This is a genomic window from Arenibacter hampyeongensis, assembly GCF_002909255.1.
Lineage (GTDB): Bacteria > Bacteroidota > Bacteroidia > Flavobacteriales > Flavobacteriaceae > Arenibacter > Arenibacter hampyeongensis.
Window position 1 is genome coordinate 536,348 of record NZ_PIOB01000004.1, and the last position, 24,499, is coordinate 560,846.

The 24,499-nt window shown below is 38.3% G+C and carries 20 protein-coding genes and 1 pseudogene; 9 read left to right on the top strand and 12 right to left on the bottom strand.

Going from position 1 to position 24,499, the window contains the following annotated elements; genetic code table 11:
* Positions 1 to 35: 35 nt before the first annotated feature.
* From ilvB to CWD91_RS13205, 7 genes are all read right to left on the bottom strand, one after another.
* Entirely contained in the window at positions 36 to 1,769 is a 1,734-nt protein-coding gene (gene ilvB, locus CWD91_RS13175) for a biosynthetic-type acetolactate synthase large subunit (protein ID WP_103441400.1), read from the bottom strand.
* Positions 1,770 to 1,844: 75 nt separating this feature from the next.
* The gene (gene ilvD, locus CWD91_RS13180) at positions 1,845 to 3,521 is read right to left on the bottom strand and encodes a dihydroxy-acid dehydratase (protein ID WP_103441401.1); all 1,677 of its coding nucleotides are present in this window, start codon (positions 3,519 to 3,521) and stop codon (positions 1,845 to 1,847) included.
* Between the two features lie 421 nt (positions 3,522 to 3,942).
* On the bottom strand, positions 3,943 to 4,782 hold the full coding sequence (locus tag CWD91_RS13185; RefSeq protein WP_103441402.1) for a 5-oxoprolinase subunit C family protein: 840 nt from the start codon (positions 4,780 to 4,782) through the stop codon (positions 3,943 to 3,945).
* Complete coding sequence (gene pxpB / locus CWD91_RS13190) at positions 4,775 to 5,512, bottom strand: 5-oxoprolinase subunit PxpB (protein ID WP_103441403.1); 738 nt, start codon at positions 5,510 to 5,512, stop codon at positions 4,775 to 4,777. The genes CWD91_RS13185 and pxpB overlap by 8 nt, the downstream gene beginning before the upstream one ends.
* Positions 5,509 to 6,246: a 5-oxoprolinase subunit PxpA gene (gene pxpA / locus CWD91_RS13195; protein ID WP_192877666.1), complete on the bottom strand. Its 738-nt coding sequence runs from the start codon at positions 6,244 to 6,246 to the stop codon at positions 5,509 to 5,511. Before pxpA ends, pxpB begins: the two co-directional genes overlap by 4 nt.
* Before the next feature lie 5 nt (positions 6,247 to 6,251).
* Positions 6,252 to 7,445 (bottom strand): Nramp family divalent metal transporter, encoded by a 1,194-nt coding sequence (locus CWD91_RS13200; protein WP_103441404.1) that lies wholly within the window; start codon positions 7,443 to 7,445, stop codon positions 6,252 to 6,254.
* Between the two features lies 1 nt (position 7,446).
* A complete protein-coding gene (locus CWD91_RS13205) occupies positions 7,447 to 8,562 on the bottom strand; it encodes a DUF2891 domain-containing protein (RefSeq protein ID WP_239985770.1) in 1,116 nt (371 codons plus the stop codon).
* 216 nt (positions 8,563 to 8,778) lie between these two features.
* Here CWD91_RS13205 and CWD91_RS13210 point away from each other — a divergent pair, with 216 nt between their 5' ends.
* From CWD91_RS13210 to CWD91_RS13220, 3 genes are all read left to right on the top strand, one after another.
* The gene (locus tag CWD91_RS13210; RefSeq protein ID WP_103441406.1) at positions 8,779 to 9,225 is read left to right on the top strand and encodes a hypothetical protein; all 447 of its coding nucleotides are present in this window, start codon (positions 8,779 to 8,781) and stop codon (positions 9,223 to 9,225) included.
* Between the two features lie 90 nt (positions 9,226 to 9,315).
* Positions 9,316 to 9,855 carry a hypothetical protein gene (locus CWD91_RS13215; protein WP_157943780.1) on the top strand — a complete coding sequence of 180 codons (540 nt, stop codon included), beginning with the start codon at positions 9,316 to 9,318 and terminating at the stop codon, positions 9,853 to 9,855.
* A 395-nt stretch (positions 9,856 to 10,250) separates the two neighbouring features.
* Positions 10,251 to 11,339 carry a Gfo/Idh/MocA family protein gene (locus CWD91_RS13220; protein ID WP_103441458.1) on the top strand — a complete coding sequence of 363 codons (1,089 nt, stop codon included), beginning with the start codon at positions 10,251 to 10,253 and terminating at the stop codon, positions 11,337 to 11,339.
* A gap of 364 nt (positions 11,340 to 11,703) precedes the next feature.
* On the opposite strand, the gene CWD91_RS13225 is transcribed toward CWD91_RS13220, so the two are convergent.
* A complete protein-coding gene (locus tag CWD91_RS13225; RefSeq protein WP_103441408.1) occupies positions 11,704 to 12,531 on the bottom strand; it encodes a sialate O-acetylesterase in 828 nt (275 codons plus the stop codon).
* A 45-nt stretch (positions 12,532 to 12,576) separates the two neighbouring features.
* Complete coding sequence (locus CWD91_RS13230; protein WP_103441409.1) at positions 12,577 to 13,047, bottom strand: OsmC family protein; 471 nt, start codon at positions 13,045 to 13,047, stop codon at positions 12,577 to 12,579.
* A 255-nt stretch (positions 13,048 to 13,302) separates the two neighbouring features.
* Here CWD91_RS13230 and CWD91_RS13235 point away from each other — a divergent pair, with 255 nt between their 5' ends.
* A complete protein-coding gene (locus CWD91_RS13235) occupies positions 13,303 to 14,607 on the top strand; it encodes a serine hydrolase domain-containing protein (RefSeq protein WP_103441410.1) in 1,305 nt (434 codons plus the stop codon).
* Positions 14,608 to 14,958: 351 nt separating this feature from the next.
* Positions 14,959 to 16,263 (top strand): hypothetical protein, encoded by a 1,305-nt coding sequence (locus CWD91_RS13240; RefSeq protein ID WP_103441411.1) that lies wholly within the window; start codon positions 14,959 to 14,961, stop codon positions 16,261 to 16,263.
* Between the two features lie 123 nt (positions 16,264 to 16,386).
* Here the strand turns inward: CWD91_RS13240 and CWD91_RS13245 are convergent, their stop codons facing one another.
* On the bottom strand, positions 16,387 to 17,670 hold the full coding sequence (locus tag CWD91_RS13245; RefSeq protein WP_103441412.1) for an agmatine deiminase family protein: 1,284 nt from the start codon (positions 17,668 to 17,670) through the stop codon (positions 16,387 to 16,389).
* A gap of 226 nt (positions 17,671 to 17,896) precedes the next feature.
* Between CWD91_RS13245 and CWD91_RS13250 the strand changes: the two genes are divergently transcribed.
* The 3 genes from CWD91_RS13250 to CWD91_RS13260 all read left to right on the top strand — a co-directional run bounded on the left by CWD91_RS13250 (position 17,897) and on the right by CWD91_RS13260 (position 20,848).
* A complete protein-coding gene (locus CWD91_RS13250; protein WP_239985772.1) occupies positions 17,897 to 19,597 on the top strand; it encodes an amidohydrolase in 1,701 nt (566 codons plus the stop codon).
* A 279-nt stretch (positions 19,598 to 19,876) separates the two neighbouring features.
* Positions 19,877 to 20,413, top strand: a complete 537-nt coding sequence (locus tag CWD91_RS13255; protein WP_103441413.1) for a GNAT family N-acetyltransferase — start codon at positions 19,877 to 19,879, stop codon at positions 20,411 to 20,413.
* 51 nt (positions 20,414 to 20,464) lie between these two features.
* A complete protein-coding gene (locus CWD91_RS13260) occupies positions 20,465 to 20,848 on the top strand; it encodes a DoxX family protein (protein ID WP_103441414.1) in 384 nt (127 codons plus the stop codon).
* Between the two features lie 253 nt (positions 20,849 to 21,101).
* On the opposite strand, the gene CWD91_RS13265 is transcribed toward CWD91_RS13260, so the two are convergent.
* Together CWD91_RS13265 and CWD91_RS13270 are read right to left on the bottom strand one after the other, a co-directional pair.
* The gene (locus tag CWD91_RS13265) at positions 21,102 to 22,655 is read right to left on the bottom strand and encodes a M20/M25/M40 family metallo-hydrolase (protein WP_103441415.1); all 1,554 of its coding nucleotides are present in this window, start codon (positions 22,653 to 22,655) and stop codon (positions 21,102 to 21,104) included.
* A gap of 53 nt (positions 22,656 to 22,708) precedes the next feature.
* A pseudogene (locus CWD91_RS13270) lies at positions 22,709 to 22,828 on the bottom strand (magnesium chelatase subunit ChlI family protein); the annotation flags it as partial.
* 59 nt (positions 22,829 to 22,887) lie between these two features.
* On the opposite strand from CWD91_RS13270, the gene CWD91_RS13275 reads away from it, so the two are divergent.
* Complete coding sequence (locus tag CWD91_RS13275) at positions 22,888 to 24,393, top strand: recombinase family protein (RefSeq protein WP_103441416.1); 1,506 nt, start codon at positions 22,888 to 22,890, stop codon at positions 24,391 to 24,393.
* Positions 24,394 to 24,499 lie beyond the last annotated feature (106 nt).

Consider the following 24,499-nt stretch of genomic DNA (forward strand, 5'->3'; position numbering starts at 1 on the left):
TATAAGGTTATGGGCAATTTTAATTAATATTTATTTTATTTCAAACGTATATCCGATACCGATGCCCCTGAAGGAATCATTGGAAAAACATTATCTTCCTTTTCCACTTTAACTTCCAAAAAGTAGGCATCCTTGGAGGCCAACATTTTCTGAATGGTCGACTTTAAATCCTTTCTCTCGCTTATGCGCTTGGACTCTATGTGATAACCTTCCGCAATTTTAACAAAGTCCGGATTTACCATTACCGTTGATGCGTATCTACTTTCAAAGAACAGTTCCTGCCACTGACGTACCATTCCTAGATGGTCGTTATTAAGTACTACGATCTTGACAGGAGTTTTGTTTTGAAAGATGGTTCCCAACTCCTGAATCGTCATTTGATATCCACCATCACCAATTATCGCCACTACTTCCCTGTCCATGGCCCCCATTTTGGCTCCTATTGCCGCAGGTAAGGCAAAGCCCATTGTTCCAAGCCCACCGGAGGTAACATTACTTTTGGTCTGTTTAAATTTGGCATATCTGCATGCTATCATTTGGTGCTGACCAACATCTGACACAATTATTGCCTTATGACCACTAGCTATATTGATTTCCTCTATAACCTCGGCCATAGTAAGTTTATCTTTGGTAGGATAAACATCATTTTTAATAATCTGATCAAATTCTATTTTATACTTTTCCTTAAACTCATTGTGCCAGGATTCATGCTTGTTGTTCTTTATCATTGGCAATAATAAATCCAAAGTTACTTTGGAATTGCCCAAGACGGCAACATCGGCCTTCACGTTTTTGTTTATTTCTGCAGGGTCTATGTCGAAATGAATAATTTTCGCCTGTTTGGCATAGGTATCCAAACTTCCGGTCACCCTATCGTCAAATCTCATGCCAATGGCAATAAGCACATCGCATTCATTCGTTAATAAATTTGGCCCGTAATTACCGTGCATTCCCACCATCCCCACATTTAAGGGGTGGTCTGTATCCATAGCGGAAAGTCCAAGTACGGTCCAAGCAGCAGGAATGCCAGCTTTTTCAACCAAGGCTTTAAGTTGTTCCTCGGCTTGCCCTAAAATTACGCCCTGCCCAAAAACAATAAATGGCTTTTTAGCCGCATTGATCAGCTCGGCAGCTTGCTCAATAGCTTTTGTGTCTGGTTTGGGGAAAGGATTGTAACTGCGTACCCCTTTGCAATGTTCGTATGAAAAGTCGAACTCTTCAACTTGTGCATTTTTGGTAATATCCACCAATACTGGACCTGGTCTGCCAGATCTCGCAATATAGAATGCCTTTGCCATTACCTCAGGAATTTCTGAAGCCTTGGTCACTTGACAGTTCCATTTGGTTACAGGAGTGGAAATTCCTATGATATCAGTTTCCTGAAAAGCGTCGGACCCCAATAAATGTCTTGCTACCTGTCCGGTAATGCAGACCATTGGAGTTGAATCTATCTGGGCATCGGCAATGCCGGTAATCAGGTTGGTGGCGCCAGGACCTGAGGTGGCCACGGCTACACCTACTTTTCCAGTTACCCTGGCGTACCCTTGCGCTGCATGGGTGGCTCCCTGTTCATGCCTTGTTAAGATATGCGTAAGTTTATGTTGAAATTTATATAATTCATCATAAAGAGGCATTATTGCCCCTCCAGGATAACCATAAATTAAATCCACACCCTCGGCCAATAGGCAATGGATGATAGCCTCTGCACCACTAATCCTTATAGTGCTTTGCTTTGTTGACGCTGCTTTTTCCTTTTTCAATGTTTCCATAATTGTAGACCTAATCGGTTAACATACTTGGTATAAAACTCTTATTATTCCCCTTGGGCAAAATTATAAATAAAATTAAATTTCGTCGGTAACACAACCCTGTGAGGCCGAGGAAACCGTTTTGGCGTATTTATATAAACTACCTTTTTTAACCTTTAAAGGTGGTTGTACCCAATTTGCCCTACGTGTTTTAATTTCTTCTTCGGACAAGGCCACTGAAATGCTATTTTTTTCAGCATCAATGGTAATAACATCCCCATCTTTTAAAAGAGCTATAGTTCCACCATCCTGGGCTTCAGGGCAAACATGTCCTACTACGAAACCGTGGGTCCCTCCTGAAAATCGACCATCCGTAATCAAGGCAACATCCTTACCTAGTCCGGCACCCATTATGGCAGCCGTAGGTTTCAACATTTCTGGCATCCCTGGACCACCTTTTGGACCTTCATAGCGTATAACCACTACATCTCCCTTTTTTACCAATCCTTTTCCAATACCGGCATTGGCCAAAAATTCATCATCAAAAACTTTGGCAGGACCACTAAAATGCAAGCCTTCCTTCCCGGTTATCTTTGCAACGGCGCCTTCTTCAGCAAGATTACCGTACAATATTCTCAAGTGTCCTGATGCCTTGATAGGAGCGTTCAATGGTTTAATTATTTCCTGTCCTTCTTTTAAACTTGGAACCCCCGCGAGATTTTCGGCAACGGTCTTTCCTGTTATGGTTAAACAATCTCCATGCAACATTCCGTTTTCAAGCATAAACTTCATCACAGCTGGAGTACCACCTACACGATGCAGATCCTCCATTAAGTATTTACCGCTTGGTTTTAAATCCGCTAAAAATGGAGTAGTATCACTAATTCTTTGAAAATCGTCCAATGTAAATTCAACATCTGCCGCTTTCGCAATGGCCAAGAAGTGCAGGACCGCGTTGGTAGACCCCCCTAATAGTGTCAGTAAACGCACGGCATTTTCAAAAGATTTTCTTGTAATGATGTCGCTTGGCTTGATATCATTTTCCAATAGATGTCTTAAGGCAAATCCGGCGCTAATGGCATCCTGTTTCTTTTCTTTTCCAATGGCTGGGTTTGAAGAATTAAATGGTAAGGCCATTCCCAAAGCTTCTATGGCCGAAGCCATGGTATTGGCAGTGTACATTCCACCGCAGGCTCCAGCTCCTGGGCAGGCATTTTGAATTACTCCTTTAAAATCCTCCTCGTTCATGGTTCCAGCAACCTTTTCACCCCAAGCTTCAAAGGCAGAAACGATATCCAACTTCTTATCTTTAAAACATCCGGAGGCAATGGTGCCACCATATACCAAAACAGATGGTCTGTTAAGTCTGATCATGGCCATAAGGGCTCCAGGCATATTCTTATCACATCCTACTACGGTAACCAAACCATCGTAGTTCATAGCTTGTACCACTGTTTCCATGGAATCTGCAATGATATCTCTGGAAGGTAATGAATATCTCATACCGTAAGTTCCCATAGAAATGCCATCACTTACCCCGATAGTATTGAACACAAGCCCAACCAAGCCCCCTTTTTCAGTGCCCAGTTTTACCTCTTGGGCCAAATCATTTAAGTGCATATTACAAGGGTTACCCTCATAACCTGTACTTCCTATTCCGATCAAAGGTTTTTTTAGATCCTCTTCATCCAAACCAATAGCGTACAACATGGCCTGAGCAGCGGGTTGTGTAGGGTCCTGGGTAACGTTTTTACTAAATTTATTTAATTCCATTAATATCTATTCTTTCAATTTTAATACTAAACTCTATATACTACGACTTTCAAAGATATAAGTTTAAAAACCCTTCGGTTTTTAACATAAAAATTTGATTTAAATTCAATGAGAATGTTTTAATTTTAACTAACTGATAATAAGAGGTTTAAATATGTAAACCATATCATATTCAGTAGGTTTTTATTCGCGCATAAACCCATGGTTTTTACTCGAAAAGAACACAAATCCCAATTTCATTTATTGAAAACATAAAAAAAGCCTGTATCAAATATATCTGATACAGGCTTTTTAATCAATAGAAATCCGTATCACCCCCTTATGGGATAATAATGACTACATTGATTATGTTTACATTTATTTTCATTGCAGTAAAATTAGGTATTAAAATTTAGTTGACAAAGAAATAAATATACTACGCCTATTTTAATTTAAATTTAATGTGGTCTCCAGATCTTTTTTGGGCTAAAATGGACATTGCCATATCGGATAATTGCAAAATTCTAGGATAACCGCCGGTAGTTTGCCCGTCCTTCATCAACACAATTAATTTTCCCGAAGGGGTTAATTGTACCGTTCCGGGAAGGGTGGCCGAGGTTAACATGGAAACTTTATTTTCTTCTATTGTCTCATTGAGCTGATATGCCATACGGTTATTTTCGTTGGCCACGGAAAATTCCCTATAGAATAATTTACCCAATTGGTTATCCGTTAAAAGTTTATATTCCGGCCCCTTGTATACCTCCAAAACGGATTTATCCAAGACGGAATCTACCTTAAGTTGGGAAATTTTAGGATTGAATAGTTTGCAAGTGGTATATGGAAGATCGCCCATTTTCTTAATGGAATCTTTTTCGGTAATTGGTTTAAAAAATGACCTGCTTCCCAATACAGCTTCAGTATTGAATCCATCCTTTATACCCAAATAAGCACGGAATCCCTTTTCCAATTTTCCATAGTTTAAAATATCGCCACTTTTAACTTGATATACTTTATAGTTCTCCAAGGCAATATCGTTAAGTGTTACTGACATTTCAGCACCACCCAAAACTATATAGGTATCTTCATCAAATTGCAATTGGGGCCCGGTCATGGTTATCTCCAAAACCGCACAATTCGGATCGTTTTCCAACAAAGTATTTACCTTGGATGTAGAATAGGAATCCATTATCCCGGCCACGGGAACGCCTTTGTCCCTATAGCCAAATCTGCCAGTATCCTGCACTGTAGTGAAAAAGCCCGATTTTAATATGTTAAGCATCCAGCACTATTTTTTCTATATTATATATCCCTACCTCAGCTTCTATTTTGTGTAGTTGGTATTCGGCCATTGAAATTGGATAAAATTGAATTTTATCACCAACAGTAACAAAACAAGGGCTTTCGTTCTTCACATTGAACATGGGCACGGGACATTTTCCAATAATATTCCACCCACCCGGTGAATCTTGGGGGTAAATCCCGGTCTGTTTTCCAGCAAGCCCTACAGAACCTTTGGTCACCTTAGATCTAGGAGTAGATTTACGAGGAACTTCCAATGCTTCGGGCACACCTCCCAAATACATAAATCCTGGTAAAAAGCCTATTCCGTAGACTGTGTAAATACTATTTGAATGTAGTTCAATTAAACGCTCTACCTCCAATCCCAATTGGCTGGAGATTTCCTGGAGATCTAGCCCAAATTCCAAATCATAACTTACTGGTAATCTCCAGAGATATCTGGGTGCAAGTGATACCTTTTCTATTAAGGTATACCACTCTTTTAATTTTGGCTTGAAATAGTCGAAATCGAGAACGGTATCTTTGCAAATCAAAGTGAGTGAATTATATGCAGGAACAAATTCCCACTCCTTTTCACTTAACTGATTTTTCTTTAAATATTGGATAAACTGAAGAATCTCATCCAATATGGATTCTTCCACCTTATTGGGCCATTCCACTAATATGGCATGGACCCCAAATTGTCTGACCGATATTTTGAAATTACTCACTTTTTTATTAAGATTTGGTTCTTTGGCAATTGTTGTGAAAGATACATTAATATTTGTAATGTTGCCGGAGAATCTCCGTGAATACAGTAGGTATCTGCTTTTATTTTTGCTTCCTTTCCAGACCAGGTTAATACCGTACCCTTTCTAATCATATGAAGTATATGGTCCAAAACAGCTTTGGGCTCTTGAATCAGAGCCGCTGATTCTTTTCTGGAAACTAGTGAGAGGTCTGGATTATAATTTCGATCGGCAAAGGCCTCGTATTTTACACTAAATCCCGAGTGTATAGCTTCCTCCTCAATTATAGAATGGTATGGGACATATAAATGCACGTCTTTTTTGTATTCTTCAATACAATTTAAAAACACCATTGCCAGCTTCCTGTCTTTTGCAATATCGTTGTACAATGCACCATGTGGTTTTATATGGTTCAACCTTATTCCTAAGGATTTCAGGACCAAACTTAAATTCCCTATTTGGACAAGGATACTTTTTTTCAAATCCTTTTCAGAAATATTGATGGTAGTTCTTCCAAAATTTTCACGATCGGGATAGGATGGATGTGCACCAACTAGGACACGGTGTTCTTTGGCCAGACGGGCAACCTGTATCATTGTCCCATTATCACCGGCATGGCCTCCACAAGCAATATTACATGAGGAGATAAGGGGCATTATTAGGGCCTCATTACCAATGCCCTCTCCTAGGTCGCAATTAATATCGATATTGATCATACTGCTTAAAATATTTCAAAAACAGTTAGTATACTCTTTACTCCCAATATTACGGATAAAAGAATAATGATAATACCCAATATATTTTGGAATTGGGTATTCCGATATTCCCGCATTACTGTTTTTCGATTTACGATCCATAGTAGGAAGACAGCGATAATTGGTAATAGCATTCCATTGGCCACTTGGGCAAATTTGATGATTTCCAAGGGTTTTATTCCTGTAGACATGAACAGTACTCCCATCAATATGATAACCATCCAAACAGACTTGAACCTTACATCCTTCATAGTAGTATTCCATCCAAAACAGCTATTGGCCACATAAGCGGCTGCCAATGGGGCGGTTATTGCAGAGGTTGTTCCGGCAGCAAATAGTCCTATTCCCATAAAATATCTGGCACTGTCCCCGTACAACGGTTCCAAGCCCTGGGCCATATCCAAAATATTGGTAATTTCCTTGGAAGGTATGGAGGTTGCGGTAACCATTACAGCCATTGATACCAAACCGCCCAAAACGATGGACACAACGGTATCCCTTTTAGCCTCCTTCAAGTTAGCTGTGGATTTCCATTTTTCACTAACAAGGGAAGTATGTAAAAATAAATTATAAGGTACCACGGTAGTTCCAACCAAAGCTATGATGGTCAAAATACTATCCTTTGGAACTTTTGGAGTAAATAGACCATTTAATATGGCTGAAATATCGGGTTTTGTAATTATGGCTGTTAATATAAAAGATAAGCTCATGATTACTACCAAGCCAATAAATACTTTTTCCAATATTTTATAATTGCCAAAAAACAACAGTAAAAAGGCAAAGAGACCAATGACCAGAGGATAAAAACTAAGGTATTCTTGCCCAAAAATGGCCGCCAGCCCCAAAGAAGCCCCTCCAATATTACCTCCTTCATAAGCAGCATTACCTATAACTATTGCAGATAAAATTAAGCCCAACACTAAAATCTTTATCCAACCAACCGCTATTTCTTCCTTTATGACATGTGCCAGACCTTTTTGGGTAACAATTCCCAATCTTACGGCCATTTGCTGTAAGACTACAGTAGCCACAATAGAGAGTAACATTGCCCATAGAAGGGAATATCCAAATTGTACCCCGGCAATAGAGCATACGGTAACGGTTCCAGGGCCAATAAAGGCTGCCGCTACCAAAACCCCGGGCCCCATTGTTCTAAACATATTATTTAGCCTTGTTTAATGCATATAATGCAAAACTTCCCAACCAATGGGTTCCACTATAATTGTCGTCGACAATGTTGGGAAGGGAGTAATTTACATGCGCGGTAGCAATTTGTTTTAAGTGGGAGTATTCTGGAAGTGTATCGGCAATTCCGTACAAACACCAGGCCCTACTAAAATTGAGTCCATCCAAATGCACCAATTTTCCATCAGATCTGTCCGAAACCCTTCCTGGTTCCAGAGTAAATTGAACACTTTTCAATTGAGGCAAAAATTTATCCAGCCATATTTTAAATTTTTCCCGGCCGTAAATTTTTCTGACCAGATTGGCCTCCTCCAAGCAAGGCGATAAAAAATCGAATCCACTAGGTTCCCAAGTTATAGGACAACTGGCATCATTTTCATAAAAACGTGCTAAACTGGATATGATGACATTTTTTAAAGCATCGTCCTCCATTACAACGGCATAATCCCATGCCATGGAAAGTCCGAATGCGGTATTGGAATGTTCCCCTACCCTAATGGGATAATTTAACTTTGGTAAAAAATCAATATATGAGGCTACTATGTAATCTGTTAATGGCTGCAGATTAACCTCCAAATCACGGGCCAAGGGATCGTTCCAAGTGTGCAGTTCTTCCGCTAATTTAAGTATCCACGCCCAACCATAAGTACGTTCATATGTTTTATTACCTTCCATATTAAAGTAGGCCACCTCCCCTGCTATATTTTCCTTGGAAATATTTTCAACCAACTTATTGCGGATTGTGGAAGCCTGATTTAAACTTGGGAACTGTTTTAACAGTGAAACCAAGGACCAATGTCCATGGACAGATGAATGCCAGTCATAACAGCCATAAAAAGCTGGGTGTAAATGCCGGGGGCCTCCCAAATGCGTGGAATCTTGAAGGGATTGGTTTAATTTGTTGGGATATTCCGATTGCAAGCATTCCAGAGGTAATCGCACCAAACGGTTGGCCTCATTAAAAGTAAGTTCCGGTTTGATCAAAGGGATATCTTCTATTGGAGCTGTCCTTTGTTGGTCCTTACAGCCCATAAGAAGGACAAATACAAAAGAAGTTGAACCAATTGATTTCAGTATTGTTCTAAAGTCCATTATTTTGGTTTGAAGTAGTGAATGTGTAAATATATATGGATAATACAAAATGGGGAAGTATATTCATATTTTATAGAACAAGTAGTTTAAAAAGTAGGTAGTTCATCTAAAAAGTTGCAGTTCGTCTAAAAGTTGGCCTTTTTGGATAACACCAATATAATAATCCAAAAATATTACGGTTATAATAGTCCCAAATTAAATTTTTAACCTACTTGAATGACATGTTTAGATTGTAACAAAGAGCTTAGTTATCTTGACCATAAAAGCGCAATGGATCTTTTAGGAATAGAGCTTTGTGCGAAGCATAAAAGCAGAATGGAAAAGCTAATTAAACTCAAAAGGACCCCCAAAGAAGCCATACAATTATACTATGGTTTAAAAAACGCAGGTGTAAATCCAATGCTCGAATGGTGGGATGGAAAAAAATCAGTGGATATTGCTATATCTAGGGTAAAACTTAATATAGAAATCGACACCGAATACCAATCCATTACCCATGAACAAGCTATCAACGATTTGGAAGAAGCCATGCATTCTTTTAAAAATGGATTTACCACCATTCGTATCCCCCATGTACTCATTAAATATTATTTAAAGGAAACCGTAAACAATATTTTAGGGATTATGGACGGACTTAAGGCCAATATTAAGGCACTGAGTTAGTGATACGTTGGGGAAATGTCTTTTCAAGGAAGGACAAGGGTAATTCGGATAATATATAACTGTAACTCCCTGAATCTTAAAAACCATCTTATGGAAACAGAAAAGAAGATTTTAAGAACACCTTTAAGAATTGCCATTTCCCTACTTATTGTTGGTTTTGTCTGCAAAATTCTACATTTCCCAAATATTGCCAATCCCATCATAATCCTCTCACTTTTGGCAATAGGTATATTGTATGGGTTGCGATTTTGGAAAAAACGCAAAAAGGGTTTCCTGGAATACAACAAATTGGTTCTGGTTACTGCATGGTCCTTTAACGGAATTTTTAAAATCCTAAATCTATCCCATAATGAATTTTTTCAGCTTATTGGTAGTCTGGCCTTTATTGTCTGGATAATCATGGAGGGCACAACTTATCTCATTGATGATAAGGACGACAATAGAAGTGACATAGCATACTTCATTTGGAATACCATGATGATAATTGGGATATTGGCCATTATAATTGGAAGCCTTACCAAAATATTGGAATGGGAATATTCTATACCTACCCTAATTACCGGGTTTATTCTCGTTACGGCATATGTTTTAAAAGACCTATTGTTGCATACATATCAGAAAAAGGAATAGAAGGTATTGCCCAATTTGATCTTATTATTTTTTAGTTAGATCGATGAATGCCAATTCTTGTGACCATCAGTTTTGAATATCATATCCATGAAATTTATAGTCTGTTTCAAATAAGGTCCTTGATTTAGATAAAATCTTCATTACCCATTTCGTAATCGAGGTATGGCTGAAAATATTATTTTTTCAAATCCAATAGACCAGGCAATCGTAATAAAATCAATGACCAGATTCCTTCAACTAAACTGAAATAATTCATATAAAATAATTTCAAGGTTAAAAAAGTACTTCCGTAATTTTTCTTATTAATTCACATTAAAGAACTTTTATTACAAGCGTTCCTTTATTCCATGGATATTTCAAATTTTTGTCTTATTTTCTCTGTTAAATTGGGAACCATGGAAAAACAAAGACGAGTATTTATTCAAAAGGCGGGTATAATTGCAGCGGCTAGTGCAATTACACCACAAATATTATTCTCTGCCAATAGGACGCAAAATAAAAAGTTGGGGGTAGCCCTTGTAGGATTGGGGTACTATAGCACCGATCTTCTTGCCCCTGCCCTGCAACTGACCAACAATTGTGAATTAAGGGGCATTGTTACCGGGAGTCCTGAAAAAATCCCTGTATGGAAGGAAAAATACGGGATAAAGGATAAGAATATCTACAATTATAAAAATTTTGATAGTATCGCGAACAACCCTGATATAGATGTGGTTTATGTAGTCTTGCCGCCTTCCATGCATGCAGAGTACACTATAAGGGCCGCAAAGGTGGGTAAACATGTTTGGTGTGAAAAGCCTATGGCGCACTCAGTGGCAGATTGTGAAGCTATGATCAAGGCTTGCAAGGACAATAAAGTGAAACTGGCCATTGGGTATCGTTGCCAGCACGACCCCAATATTCAGGCCTATATGAAAGTAGGAAAGGAAAGGCCATTTGGTAAAGTTAGAATGGTGACCTCAGCGGCAGGATATTTTGATGGACGGACCAACCATTGGAAACAAAACAAGAATTTAGGCGGCGGGGTAATGGGCGATATGGGGGTTTATGCGCTACAGGGTGCCAGATTGGCCACTGGTGAGGAACCCATCTCCGTATTGGCACAGGCCTCCACTACCCGACCAGAAATTTATCACGAGGTTGAGGAAACTATGATGTTTCAATTGGAATTTCCCAGTGGTGCCCGGGCATCCTGTCAAACAAGTTTTGGCATCAATATGAACCATCTACAGGTAAACTACGAAAAAGGTTGGTTAAAAATGGAACCGCACTCCTCCTATAATGGTAATAATGGAAGCATGTCCGATGGTACCATTATAAAGTTTTCCATTCCCAGCCAGCAAGCTAAACAAATGGATGAGGATGCTATGGCCATCATGAACAAGACCGATTTATTGGTTCCTGGAGAAGAAGGACTTCGGGATATTCGTGTTGTTGAGGCCATCTACAAATCGGCTGCACAGAATTGTGTGGTTAAATTGTAGTTCAGGGGTTGTTTTAGCTAGGAAATCATCGGTTAACTGTTACTTTAATGGGTTTTACGTAATTGTAGGATTTTACTTTCATAGAGGATTTTGACCCTTAGTCCGACTTAGGGTCAAGTTGTCGAATTTTTGTTCCATACATGGGTAACAAAATCCTTTTCCTGTTGATTTAGGGTTTTATATATAAACCCGATATTATGAAGGAAAATACCACATTAATCGATTTTTTATTTTATTTCTTTTGCGCCCTATGCTTTTCTTGGGCCTTGTATGTGCTATTCTTAGGCTAAAGTTCAGGGCTCTGGGTAAATATAGGCAATACACAACTTGAAAGCATGGCCGGACGTAGTTTGCTATTATAGGCCTAATTATGAATTTTCATAAATTCAATGGCATATCTTTCGCCCATAACCCTTTGCGCTTCTGAATTAAAGTGAACTTTATCGCCTTTTTCTTTTAGGTCCTGGGTATTGATCATCCCTGCATTCGGATCTGTGGAAACATAGTATTTTATGTGGTCATTAATCTTCGACCACATTGGATTGGTCGAATAACTGCCCAGTTGTCCTATTACAACGGTTGCCTCTTGGTTCATAATGATTTTTCTGAATTGATAGAACAACTCCGATAATTTGATTTGGTATAATGGAGCCTCCTTGGTTTTGGCATCACTTTCACCCTGATGCCAAAGAATCCCATTTACTGTCCCAAAACGCATTCCCAATTCCGCTTTTTCTTTAAAATTGGTGAATAATTTAACTTCCCTATGGATGGAATCGTTTAACCATTGTGAAATTGAGCTTCCCCCTACCGCAGTGGGAATTATGAGCACCGATATACTGTCCGGGATATGCTTGATGAGAGACTTGCCGAATGAAAGACCACTGTCCAAACCGCTCATTGATGGTTCATAAAAATGTAACGGCTCCTTGGCATATATCATATCGCCTTGTTTATTTATGGTGTATACCCTTGTATTGGGAACGGTGTCCTGTGGTTCTACTAACCCACGACCGGCCATATTGGATTGTCCGGCGAGAATAAAAACCCATAAATTTTGTTTTTTAGGAATATTTTCAACCGGCAATTCAACTTTTGGGAAAAATTGGGTCCTATCGTCTTTGTGCTGACCATTACACCAGGAAAACATGGCAAGTATCAGTATGGAAAGGAGAATTTTTTTAGTGGGCATAGGGTTATTGACTTTACTGAGCTTCCCAAAGATAAGTTGAAATTTTCACTCAGCTGATATTTGGGGTTTATGATTAATTTTGAAATTGCAGGAATTGGCTATAAAGCACATTTTATGGGCTTCTATATGGAGTTGGCTTGCCTTCTCGATCAATTTGGAATCCGTTATTTTGATTATAGGGTTTAGTGTAACTTCCTTAAATTGTCCACTCCCGTTAGCTGTTTCTTCCATTAATCCAACAGCCTCATCCGAATATTCCGTGACCACTATTTTATTTATTGCACATAAATGAAGATACCAAAGCATATGACAGGCAGAGATGGAGGAAACCAGCAAATCCTCTGGATTATACCTTTTCCCATCCCCAGAGAAAGCAGCATCGGACGATCCTTTAATTGGACTATGTTTACCTGGACACAAGATGTCATAGTTTCTGTTATAGGATTTAGGGTCCGTAGTGCCTTTTCCCTCATTTCCTGTCCATTGGACCGTGGTATGGTATAGATGATTTTTCATTTTAAAAGTGGTTTGTGATTATGTCAGCCGCCCACAATATATAGAATTATTTAAGTGGTTGTTTATGGTTTTATTTTTTTGGAATGGCACCATCCCGGATTACTGGATTAGCTGACATCCGAATGTTCGGGCATAACAAGCTGGAAATTAGTGTTAAAAAGTAGGGTGTAAATAAGAAATTGTGCTTTTTGTCCGTTATTTAAGTATATCATCCTATATTTAAGTCGTCTAAATGCTATAATAAATTTCACCCCAATGAATAGAAGCAAAGTCTTAATAGGAACTTCACTTATAATCCTAGCCCTATTTGCCCTTATTTTCAGTGCTTTTAAGCCTGAAGAAAAGCCTAATCCCAAAGTGGCCATTGCAACTATTAATAAGCAAAAAGATGTATTAGGTAGTCACGGGACAGTTCTTTATAAAAAACATCAGGAGGAATTGGAGGCCGCTGTAAAAGCCTACTTTGAAAAAGCCATCGCCGAAGGTGATATTGTTGGTGCTGGAGTTAGTATTGTAAAAAAGGATTCCATTGTAATTTCTGATGGTTATGGCAAAAGAAAAATAAATTCTGATGCAGTTGTTGATGGAGGGACCGTATTTAGACTGGGGTCGTTATCCAAAGGATTTGCAGGGGTATTGGCCTCAGAATTAAAGGATGAAGGCAAATTACATTGGGAGGATAAGGTAAGCGATTTTATTCCTGAATTTCGATTGGGAGATACTAATAATACCAATAAAATTACCCTTGCCAATATTTTATCACACACCTCTGGCACGCCCTATCACAGTTACACCAATCTTGTTGAGGCTGGACTATCGTTACAGGATATCGCCAAGCGCTTTATGGCGGTTAAGCCAATAAGTGAACCTGGATCCATGTATAGCTATCAGAATGCCATGTTTGCCCTTTGTGGGGAAATGATTAATAAAGTAACTGGACAGGATATCGATGCGGTTTTGACCAATACCTTTTTTAATCCTTTGGGAATGTGTTCCACTTCTATGGACTATGAAACCCTTTCGCGTATGGAAAATGTGGCTATGCCCCATTCCAAAAGCCGAAACAACTGGAAAACATTACCACTCTCGGACAATTATTACAACGCTATTGCAGCCGGGGGTATCAGCGCCAGCTCAGTGGATATGGCCAAATGGATGCGGTTTTTATTAGGATATAATCCGGAGTTAATGACCAAAAATGCCTTGGCTGAAACTTTTACCCCGTTTATAGAGATTAAAGGGGAAAGTAAGTATTACCAGCGTTGGCCTGGACACACAACCTCCTACTACGGTTTTGGATGGAGGATCCATAAATTTGTGGAGAACGGCTCCAACAATGAAAAGACAATTTGGCATCACGGTGGGAGTGTAAACAATTACAGAAATGAAATTGCGATCTATCCCGAAGCGGAACTTGGCATCTGTGTGCTGTTGAGCAACAACAGCAAAATTGCCAAAAACGTAATTCCTGACCTTTACCAAATAGTAAAGGATGTTTATACTCCAAAAGATCATTTACTTGCACTACATAAGGACAATAAACTTGACCATAACTATTGAAAAGAGCTTATCTGCATCTTTTAAAATTTAAGTTGTACAATTCAATATCACCTTTCTGAATGTCCATTTTAAGGTTCAACCCCCTTTGCGCAGCATTAGGCTTCCATTGTGCATAAAATTCTTAATTTATTTTAGATTTACTATCTTAGACTTATTACCATTTAATACACCCAAGCCCAACCTGGTAGTATTGTATATGAGCCAAACATTTCCATTATACAATCGCCTGATCAATTAACTTTTTTTGTTTTAAAAATTAAGGGTTTTCTGGCGGTTAATTGAAATGGTTGTATAGGGTTTATATTTCCATAGCACGATAGGATTTATTAAATTTAATTAAGTATATAGATTATGGACAGACGAAAGTTTATTAAATCCAATGTTTTCAATGCTGTTGCCGCAGGGGGAATTTCACTTATCCCGGATATTTTAATGGCTTCTACTTTGAGGGATGAAAAGAAATCCTACGCAGAATATTTAAGAAAAAGTGCTGTTCCAAAGGAAGAATTGGATATATTCTTGAATGAAGATAGCTGGGCCCAGTTTGATCCCGAAGTGGGTTATATTCTAGGTAATTACATGCCTCATGATGGAATGGATAATAGTTATACATTATCGACTGTAAAGAAAGACGGTAAAAGAACTAATAGTATATATGCCGATAAACCATGCAGGATCAATACTTATGGCAATAGTTTCACCCATTGTCACCAGGTAAGTGATGCTGAAACTTGGCAGGAATATCTTGCTGGTCATCTTGGGGAGCCAATACAGAATTTTGGTATGGGAGGTTTCGGGATATATCAGGCTTATAGAAGGCTCTTAAGACGGGAAATAGAAGATAAAGACTCAAAATATGTAATTCTTTATATGTGGGGAGATGATTATTTAAGAAGTGTCTTTAGATGTCGTTATGCCAGTTATTATACGCTTTGGAATGATTACGGTGGTTATATGTTCCATGGTAATTTCTGGTCAAATATAGAAATGGATACCAGTACCGGAAATTTGGTGGAAAAAGAAAATCGCATTACTACAAAGAAAGACATGTATAAAATGTCGGATCCTGAATTCATGTACGAGAACCTAAAAGATGATTTGATGTTGCAACTATATTTGCTCAGTTCAAATATGGTAAATTGTGATTTGGATGTAGAAGGTCTTAAAAAACTTTCCCAGGTTTTAGCGTTACCTGAAGTTGATTTTTCAACTGTAGAAAGAATGATGATTACCGCTTCAGCATTGAAAAACAAGTACTCCTTTGAAGCTACCAAATACATTTTAAGTAAGGCCAGAGCATTTTGTAATGAACAAGGGAAGAAACTTATGCTAGTGCATTTTGACCCTACAAATGTATTCAAGGAGATGGTTAAGGGAGAAAAGCGCTATGACCAGGAGATTGTAGATTTCATTTCGAGTAATGGTTATGCATATTTTGATATGAATGAAGTTCATCTTGAAGATTTTAAAAAATTTAATCTTACTTTGGATGAATACATGGATCGGTATTTTATTGGTCATTATACCCCATCAGGCAACCACTTTTTTGCCTATTCCATTAAAGATAAAATAGTAGATTGGCTTGATCCAAAGCCAATTACCTATCAGCAAAACGATGATAAATTGATTAGATTTAAAGGATATTTACCCAAATAATACCCCTCTAGGGTAAACCTGTCTAACGGTGTACATGCTTCATTACTTTAGGCCGAGAGGTAGGCTCGTCCCGATAAGTGAAGATATTGTGGTATTTTTATTTTGCATCAGACTATATTACTTCTAATTGGATGAGAATAACGGCTGGTGCATGCTGATGCAATGAATTCCGCCACCACCCAAATTAACGGCAAGGGCATCGATCATAATTACCTTTCGATCGGGAAATACGGATTGCAATATTTGTTTAGCCTTTTCGTCTTTTAATTTTAATTCATCAGGCATTCCTTCCCGCCAACAACGCTGGCCAATAACCACCTTGTTTGTAATTATAAAATTAAGGTAGCTGAGTGCAGCTATGACTGTTACAGATTCTCCTTTGGGGAAGGTACTTCCATTACCATAGTCGAGAGTTTTAATGTATTCATAAACATAGTCCCCCGGACCCATGGTCGAAAAAATAGTTCCCGGTAACGGCATTTCAATAATGGTAAACGGTTCGCCATCTTGATCGGTGGATTCGGACAATATTCGGTAATTCTCCTTCATGCGTTTGTGGTTTTCGAAAGCAATTGGATCGTTAAGTTCCACGCTATCTACTTTTGCCATAAGGATGGTGGAATCATTTACAAATCGTGCGAATTCGTCAACGTGACCATTGGTAGTAACTACGGTGTAGGCTTTTTGTCCTTCTAAGGTTGTTACCGGGCCTAGGAAGGTATGATCGTCTTCCACCAAACCCTTTTTCAACCAGATGATTTTTTTAACCCCCAATAGCCTCTTGTATTCCTTCTCCATTTCCTCCTTGGTCATGTGCGGATTTCTGTCCATTTCTACTGCTTCCGTTGTAATTAGGGTACCTCTACCATTTACTTCCCTATTTCCCCCTTCACTGATCATTGTACTGGAAATAACGGGTAGCTGTAAATGCTTGGCAACCCTTTCATCATACAATTCCTCGGTTTTGGTATCTATGTTCAAAGTATCTGAATATCCCCAAGAATTAAAATTAAAGTCGGCAATTGCCAAAGTATTTTGATTGGTCTCTACAAATATGGGTCCCATGTCCCGTGCCCATATCTCAATGGAAGGGAGTTGTAGAAGTTTAAGTTTTGTAAGTTCTCCAAAATGATTCTTTAGGGTCTCCTGGGCGTGGGCCAAAAGTTCTCTATCCTTGCATGTAATAACTATTTCCAAATTCCCCATCAATGCTTCAATAATGGCAAGGGTAACTTGTTCAACTGACTCCCCTTCCTTATGGTCCGTTGAGGGCCATATTAACCAAATGGCTTCTTGGGATTCGAACTCTGCTGGTTGATTTACAACAAATAATGGGTCGGTCTTCTTGGGAGATGAACACGAAAGCATCAAGAGTGAGATTACAAAGCTATTTATAAACGACCTCATACAAACTTGTTTTATGGATATGTATCGATTAAATATAGTGAATAAACAAATCTTTTGGACATTGAAAACTGTACATTGGCATGGCTTTGTTCTCTGGACACTAGCCTTTCTTCCGGCAGACAGCTGGCACACTTGCTAAACTTATGGTATAAATTTGCCTATAAAATTTGTACATTCAATTTTCGAAAATTATATACCTATGTGTCCACGTAATTTACTAATTCCTGTGTTAGTTACAGCAAGCCTTCTTTTTACCTCCTGTAAGAGCCCTAATAAAGAATTTGCCACCATGCTTATTTATGGGGGCAATATATACACTGTAGATACTACTCAGTCCAATGTGCAAACTGTGGCCGTTAAAGATAATCTTATAATTTTCACAGGTAGCTTTTCTGAAGCCGAACAGTACAAAGACGAAAGAACACAACTCCTAGATTTGGAGGGCAAAACCATGACCCCTGGTCTAATAGAAGGTCATGGTCATTTTATGGGGATGGGGTACAATGAATTGAACCTGGACCTAATAAACACCACAAGTTATCAAGAAATTGTAGATGCAGTAGCAGAAAAAGTAAGAACGGCCGCACCTGGAGAGTGGATTATCGGTAGAGGGTGGCATCAAAGCAAATGGGAAGAAATGCCCACTGAAATGGTAAATGGCTTCCAAACTCATAACATGCTCAGTGAGGTTTCCCCGAACAACCCTGTTTACTTATTCCATGCCAGTGGTCATGCGGGTTTTGCAAATGCCAAGGCTATGGAAATTGCAGGTATAACGGTATTGTCCAAAGAAGGAATCGACCAATTTGAGGTGGAGGGTGGAGAAGTAATGCGAGACGGCCTAGGAAGTCCTACAGGAATTTTTAACGAGCGGGCTCAAAACTTGATAACGAAACATATTCCAGAAAGCACTCCCGAGAAAGATATCAAGGCATTTGAACTTGCCATAGCCGCTGGTCACAGAAACGGGATTACCGGATTTCATGATGCGGGAATAGGAAGAGAGACCATTTCCCTCTATCAAAATATGAAGACCGCTGATAAAATGAAAATTCGCATTTATGGCATGCTTACAGGAGGGGATAAAGATTTGCTGAACGAATGGTACAACAAAGGCCCTATGATAGATCCTGATAATTTAGTCACCATCCGATCAGTGAAATTAAATTGTGATGGTGCTTTGGGATCTAGGGGAGCCTGGTTATTGGAGGCCTATTCTGACAGACCGGGCCATTTTGGCCATGAAACGATGCCCATGGAATTTGTTGAAGAGACTGCCCTAAATGGATTGCAGAAAGGATTCCAAATCTGCTCCCATGCCATTGGCGACCGGGCCAATAGGGAAGTACTGGACAGGTATGAATCTGCCTTTAAAGCCTTGCCGGAATTGGCTTCGGGTCATAGGTTTAGAATAGAACATGCGCAACATTTACACCCGGAAGATATACCCCGTTTTGCCCAGTTACAGGTAATACCGGCCATGCAGGCCGTACACCTGTCCTCTGACCGGCCTTGGGCCATAGAACGTTTGGGAGAACAACGAATCAAGGGAGGTGCATTTATGTGGCAATCACTGTTAAAAAGTGGTATCCCTATTGTAAACGGTACCGATGTACCCGTAGAGCCGCTGAACCCTATTGCTAGTTTGTATGCCAGTATTAGTCGAAAAACCCTAAAGGGTAGCCCGGAAGGTGGATATGAAGTGGGAGAAAAGATGACAAGGGAGCAGGCTTTAAGATCATATACCTTGGATGCTGCCTATGGTGCTTTCGAGGAAGATATTAAGGGATCTATTGCCGTAGGCAAACTGGCCGATTTCACTATTTACGATCGGGATTTTATGAAAATCGATGAAAAGGACTTTCTAAAAACAAGGATAAATATGACCATTTTTGATGGAAAGGTAGTTTATGCTGCGGAAGATTGATGGATTTGATTACTAATAGAAATATTGAAAAATGCGTTGGTCATTATGTTTTGGGCACGACGTGATGCCTGTGTGCCGATAGGCAGGCTCGCGCCAGCTGGGGCTTTCCCATGGCCAACCCAACAATGCACCTGTAAAGTTCCCATATATGCCTTTGCCAGCTTATATAGTACTTTTTTTTTATAGCATATTTAACAATCCAGTTTAACTGCAGATAAGAAAAAACTCCCGAACAGATTACAGTAAAATTTATTTTAGTCATTAAAAATCCAACTTAAAATGAAAGATAATTTTCCGATTTTGGAATCAAAAAGACTAATATTAAGACAACTTGTTGAATCTGACTTGGAAAATGTATTTAAAGGACTTTCTAACTACCAAATTATCAAGTATTACGGAATTAGTTACGATAGTTTGGAAGCAACTAAAGCACAAATGAAATGGTTTTCTGATCTTGAAAGAAATTCAAATGGAATTTGGTGGGCAGTTTGCTCTAAAGTTGATGGTAAATTTCTTGGCGCAGGAGGATTAAACGATTTAAGCAAGGAAAATAAAAAGGCCGAAATTGGATTTTGGTTATTACCGGAAAATTGGGGGAATGGCTTTATGACTGAGGTCATACCACTTATTTGTAATTTCGCATTTGACCATATGGGGCTTCATAGGATTGAGGGATTTGTGGAAACGGAAAACATAAATTGTAAAAAGGCACTTGCAAAACTGAAATTCAATTTGGAAGGAACCATGAGCGATTGTGAAATTAAAAATGGGAATTATATTAGCTTGGATATTTATTCAAAATTATCGAATGATTAGAAACTGGAAAAATTGGATGAACCACGGGTAACATTAATAAAATAAAGAAAAATGAAAAAGAAAATAATTTTTATTGCAAGTCTTTTATTCGGGCTTATGTTTATCAATGCAGGATTGAATAAATTTCTAAATTATATGCCCGTGCCTGATGACTTACCACAAAATATGGTAAAATTAATGAACGCGTTCTTGGGAATAAGTTGGCTTATGCCATTGGTAGGTTTTGTAGAAGTTCTAGGGGGATTACTATTTATCATTCCTAAAACAAGAGCATTGGGTGCAATTGTAATTTTCCCGGTAATGATAGGCATATTGTTAACACATATTATATCCGCACCAAGCGGTTTACCTATTGCACTAGTATTACTAGGTATAAACCTTTGGGTGATGTATGAAAATAGAGATAGGTATTTACTATTTGCCGACCAAACCTAACTTCCATTTTTTTGTTTTTTAATTCGTTCCATAAGGCAATATCACCCATAGTCATGTTGTTGCGAAGTTTTTTTTGCAAAAGGAACTAGATCTGGGTTATATGGTAATTTTTTTTACATCAGTTTACCCACCCTTTAATCCCCTCCAAGGAGGGGAGGGATTTAAAAATGTTGTTTCACTTAGTTGAAATCAAGACCTCAATCAACATAAGATCAATTTCACCAATGGTTTGTTCCATTAAAACTAAGCAGCCCTAATCTTCCCTCGGCAAACGGGAATCCCGTTCAGCAATTTGATAAACAAGTGCTGCAATTACGGTTGCATTGATCATCATATCGCGTTCTGGTACGTATTCCAATGCATCCATATTGGTATGATGAGTTACTGTACTGTAGTTTAGCGCATCCTGAATTATCTGAAATCCGGGTATCTTGTAATAATCAAAAACATCATGATCGGTAAAATTGGTGTTTTGAATGGTTAGGTTGTTAACATCCAAATGCTCATATGGGGCCAACATTTCTTCAAATATGGGTTTTACCGCTTCGTTTCCTTGTAGATAGATGCCTCGCATTTGCCCAGCACCATTGTCCATATTTATATAGGCAGAAATCTTTTCAACTTCTTTTTTTCTATTCTTTTCCTTTACTTTTCCGTAGTGATTTTCAGCATAGGCCATTGAACCTAAATACCCTTGCTCCTCACCTCCCCAAAGCGCTATCCTAATTGTTCGTTTTGGCTGTAGTCCGGAAGCTTTAAGAATTCGCATCACCTCCATCATCACTGCCGTACCCGCTCCATTATCCGTTGCTCCGGATGCTGGATGCCAAGAATCGAAATGTGCGCCAATCATCACAACTTCGTCTTTTAATTTTGAATCCGAACCGGTAATCTCTGCTAAAATGTTTACATTATTTTCAGGTTTTAGATAAAGTTCGGAATCTAAATGGAATTTAATTTTCGGATTAATTTCTCTATTAATTAAACGCTTTAATTTTCCGAAACTTTCCGGTGAAATTGCAAAATAGGGAACCGATTTTACATGACTTTCTTTATAATTATAAGTACCACTTGGATGAACAATCCCTGGAAAAAAAGGAGTGGTTCCTAGAACACTTAAAGCTCCTTCTTCTTTTAGGAACGCAAATAAGGCATCATCCTTTCTCATGAAACTCTCGAATATAACTTCTAAATCTTCAATTAAATCCATATTACCGGCAGATGGACCCAAAGGATTGGTGGTTACTGGTAAAATTGATTTCTCAGCGTCATTTATTTGGTCTTCGGATAATCGTGTTGAAAGTGCATCAAATAACATATTTTGTTCTGGTGCGGATCCTATCAGTATAGTCTTTCCTTTTAATTTTCCACTCCATTGTTTTTTTACTTTTTCCATATCGGTATGACTTTCTATCCAAATCAAATTACCTATTTGCACCCCATTGGAGCTTTCAGTCCACGCATATGGATAGGCCTGTATTTTCATATAGGCAGGTTCTGTCATTTCTACGTTAAACGACTTTACTTCCCAGCCCATACAATCATCACAATAATTTTCGAAATACACTTTATCCATTCCCCAGTTTTCCATGGTTTTCTTTGCCCATTCTGCTGCGGTATAATATTGATCTGTTCCTGTTAATCGAGGACCGTAAACATCTGATAGGTCAGCAATTAGACTCATGACCTGCGACTTCTGAAAGCCCTCAGTATTAATTTTAGCAAGTGCTAGGGATTTTGTTTGACTTAATGCTTGGAATCCTACAAATAGGAAAGCCGTGATAAGAATTTTGGAATGGATTTTCATAATGTAAATAATGGTTATGTTTTATGTTGAAAATAATTAAAGGATTGACATCCCTACCCCAACCAGCCTTCACGGTCTAGACTGCGGTATTGAATTGCCTCGCCAATGTGGTTTCCGCTAACATCTGTGGCATTTTCTAGATCGGCGATCGTTCTTGCTACTTTAGTTACTCTTAACTGTATATGGTTCATTTTATTGGGCCTATATTTATCCCGAATATAATGAACAATTAATGAAAGCAGTAGCATATTTAAGAGTAAGTACAGAGGAACAATCTTTACAAAGACAATATGACGATATTGAAAAATTTGCATTAAGTAAGAACCTTGAATTGGTAAAAATATTTGAGGATAAAGTAAGTGGAACCAAAACCAATGCAGATGATCGTGAAGGATTTTCCGAGTTGGAACAATACCTTGCACTTAATGAAGATGTTAAGAATATTTTAGTACTAGAGGTTTCAAGACTTGGACGAAAAAACAATGATATCCAAAATGTAGTTGAGAGGTATAGTGAAAAAGGAATCTGCATTCATATAGCGGATTTAAATCTTTCTACACTCGAAATAAATGGACAGCGTTCCGCCCAAGCTGGAATAATGATTTCAGTAATGGGTGCAATGGCCGCTAATGAAGCACGCCTATTGTCCGCTAGAATCAAATCAGGTAAAATGTCGAGAGCGAGGAATAACAAGGCATTTGGCAATAAAATTATTGGTTGGGATAAGGCAGAAGATGGAACGCCAAAAATTAATAAAGGCGAAGCAAAAATTATTAAAAAAATATTTCAATTAACTGCAAGTGGATTGGGAATGCGAAGTGTTTCTGCTATGATTGAAAGTCAATTCAATCGCAAACTCCCCCCAGGTACATTAGGTGGCATTATTAGAAATTCTTTTCATAAAGGCCAGAGAAAATATAATGATTTAATCTTAGAGGTTGAACCCATTGTATCTGAAGAATTATGGCAAAAAGCCAATGACTCAATGGATAGTAGAAATAAATTTGGAAGTAGAACAAAGGTAAATACCAATATTGTAGAGGGTAGAATAAGATGTCATTGTGGAAATCCAATGTATCAAAAGGTAGTACCATCAGGTAGGATGGATTCTTTCGTTTGTAAAGATTTAAAATGCAAGAATACAATTAACCGACCTTGGTTATTCCGAATGGTTAAAAAAGTGGTTGAAAGGCATGCTAAAAAGAGCAGAGATGTACAGTATAAAGAACAAGCCCAATTAAAAATATCCTCCCATATAGCGCAAATCGATGTTAATAAACGCAGGGGAAAACAATTAGATGACAGAAGGGTTAGACTTCAAACCACATTTTTAGATGGATTATTTACCAAGGTAGATTATGAACAACATTTGACAATAATTAAGGAGGATTCGAAAAAATTAAAAGTGGATAATAATAAACTCAATGAGGAAATGCAGATGTTGAAAAACGATTTAAGTTCCGAGATTAAACACTTCAGTGATGACCTAGAATTGTTCAAAAACGAAATTCAAAACATTGTTAATTACGTAGAAATTTATAAAGATAGTGTTATAATCAATGTTTTTGGAAGATGGGGATATGACCTTTTTAAACCTAATAGTGTTAAACTAGGTTGGGAAGCTAGAAAACCTGAAAGCGAAAGATATCTTAATGAACAACTTCCATTAAGACACCCAATTGAAGACGACGATATCGAAATTATGGTCGATGACTACGTAAAGCATTATGACAAATAATAGTTTTTAACCACCTTGTTTTTAGAATGTATAAGATTGCATCGGTTTTAATTAATGTATTGTATCATTAAATTTGCGAAACGCTGTCATACATTCTAAAAATAAG

Coding starts and splice junctions, on each gene's coding strand:
- CWD91_RS13220 (WP_103441458.1), top strand. CDS start 10,251: ATGGAAAAACAAAGACGAGTATTTATTCAAAAGGCGGGTATAATTGCA.
- pxpA (WP_192877666.1), bottom strand. CDS start 6,246: ATGATCAATATCGATATTAATTGCGACCTAGGAGAGGGCATTGGTAAT.
- CWD91_RS13260 (WP_103441414.1), top strand. CDS start 20,465: ATGAAAAAGAAAATAATTTTTATTGCAAGTCTTTTATTCGGGCTTATG.
- CWD91_RS13235 (WP_103441410.1), top strand. CDS start 13,303: ATGAATAGAAGCAAAGTCTTAATAGGAACTTCACTTATAATCCTAGCC.
- CWD91_RS13240 (WP_103441411.1), top strand. CDS start 14,959: ATGGACAGACGAAAGTTTATTAAATCCAATGTTTTCAATGCTGTTGCC.
- CWD91_RS13210 (WP_103441406.1), top strand. CDS start 8,779: ATGACATGTTTAGATTGTAACAAAGAGCTTAGTTATCTTGACCATAAA.
- CWD91_RS13205 (WP_239985770.1), bottom strand. CDS start 8,562: ATGGACTTTAGAACAATACTGAAATCAATTGGTTCAACTTCTTTTGTA.
- ilvD (WP_103441401.1), bottom strand. CDS start 3,521: ATGGAATTAAATAAATTTAGTAAAAACGTTACCCAGGACCCTACACAA.
- CWD91_RS13225 (WP_103441408.1), bottom strand. CDS start 12,531: ATGCCCACTAAAAAAATTCTCCTTTCCATACTGATACTTGCCATGTTT.
- CWD91_RS13200 (WP_103441404.1), bottom strand. CDS start 7,445: ATGTTTAGAACAATGGGGCCCGGGGTTTTGGTAGCGGCAGCCTTTATT.
- CWD91_RS13245 (WP_103441412.1), bottom strand. CDS start 17,670: ATGAGGTCGTTTATAAATAGCTTTGTAATCTCACTCTTGATGCTTTCG.
- CWD91_RS13185 (WP_103441402.1), bottom strand. CDS start 4,782: ATGCTTAACATATTAAAATCGGGCTTTTTCACTACAGTGCAGGATACT.
- ilvB (WP_103441400.1), bottom strand. CDS start 1,769: ATGGAAACATTGAAAAAGGAAAAAGCAGCGTCAACAAAGCAAAGCACT.
- CWD91_RS13215 (WP_157943780.1), top strand. CDS start 9,316: ATGGAAACAGAAAAGAAGATTTTAAGAACACCTTTAAGAATTGCCATT.
- CWD91_RS13230 (WP_103441409.1), bottom strand. CDS start 13,047: ATGAAAAATCATCTATACCATACCACGGTCCAATGGACAGGAAATGAG.
- CWD91_RS13265 (WP_103441415.1), bottom strand. CDS start 22,655: ATGAAAATCCATTCCAAAATTCTTATCACGGCTTTCCTATTTGTAGGA.
- CWD91_RS13275 (WP_103441416.1), top strand. CDS start 22,888: ATGAAAGCAGTAGCATATTTAAGAGTAAGTACAGAGGAACAATCTTTA.
- CWD91_RS13255 (WP_103441413.1), top strand. CDS start 19,877: ATGAAAGATAATTTTCCGATTTTGGAATCAAAAAGACTAATATTAAGA.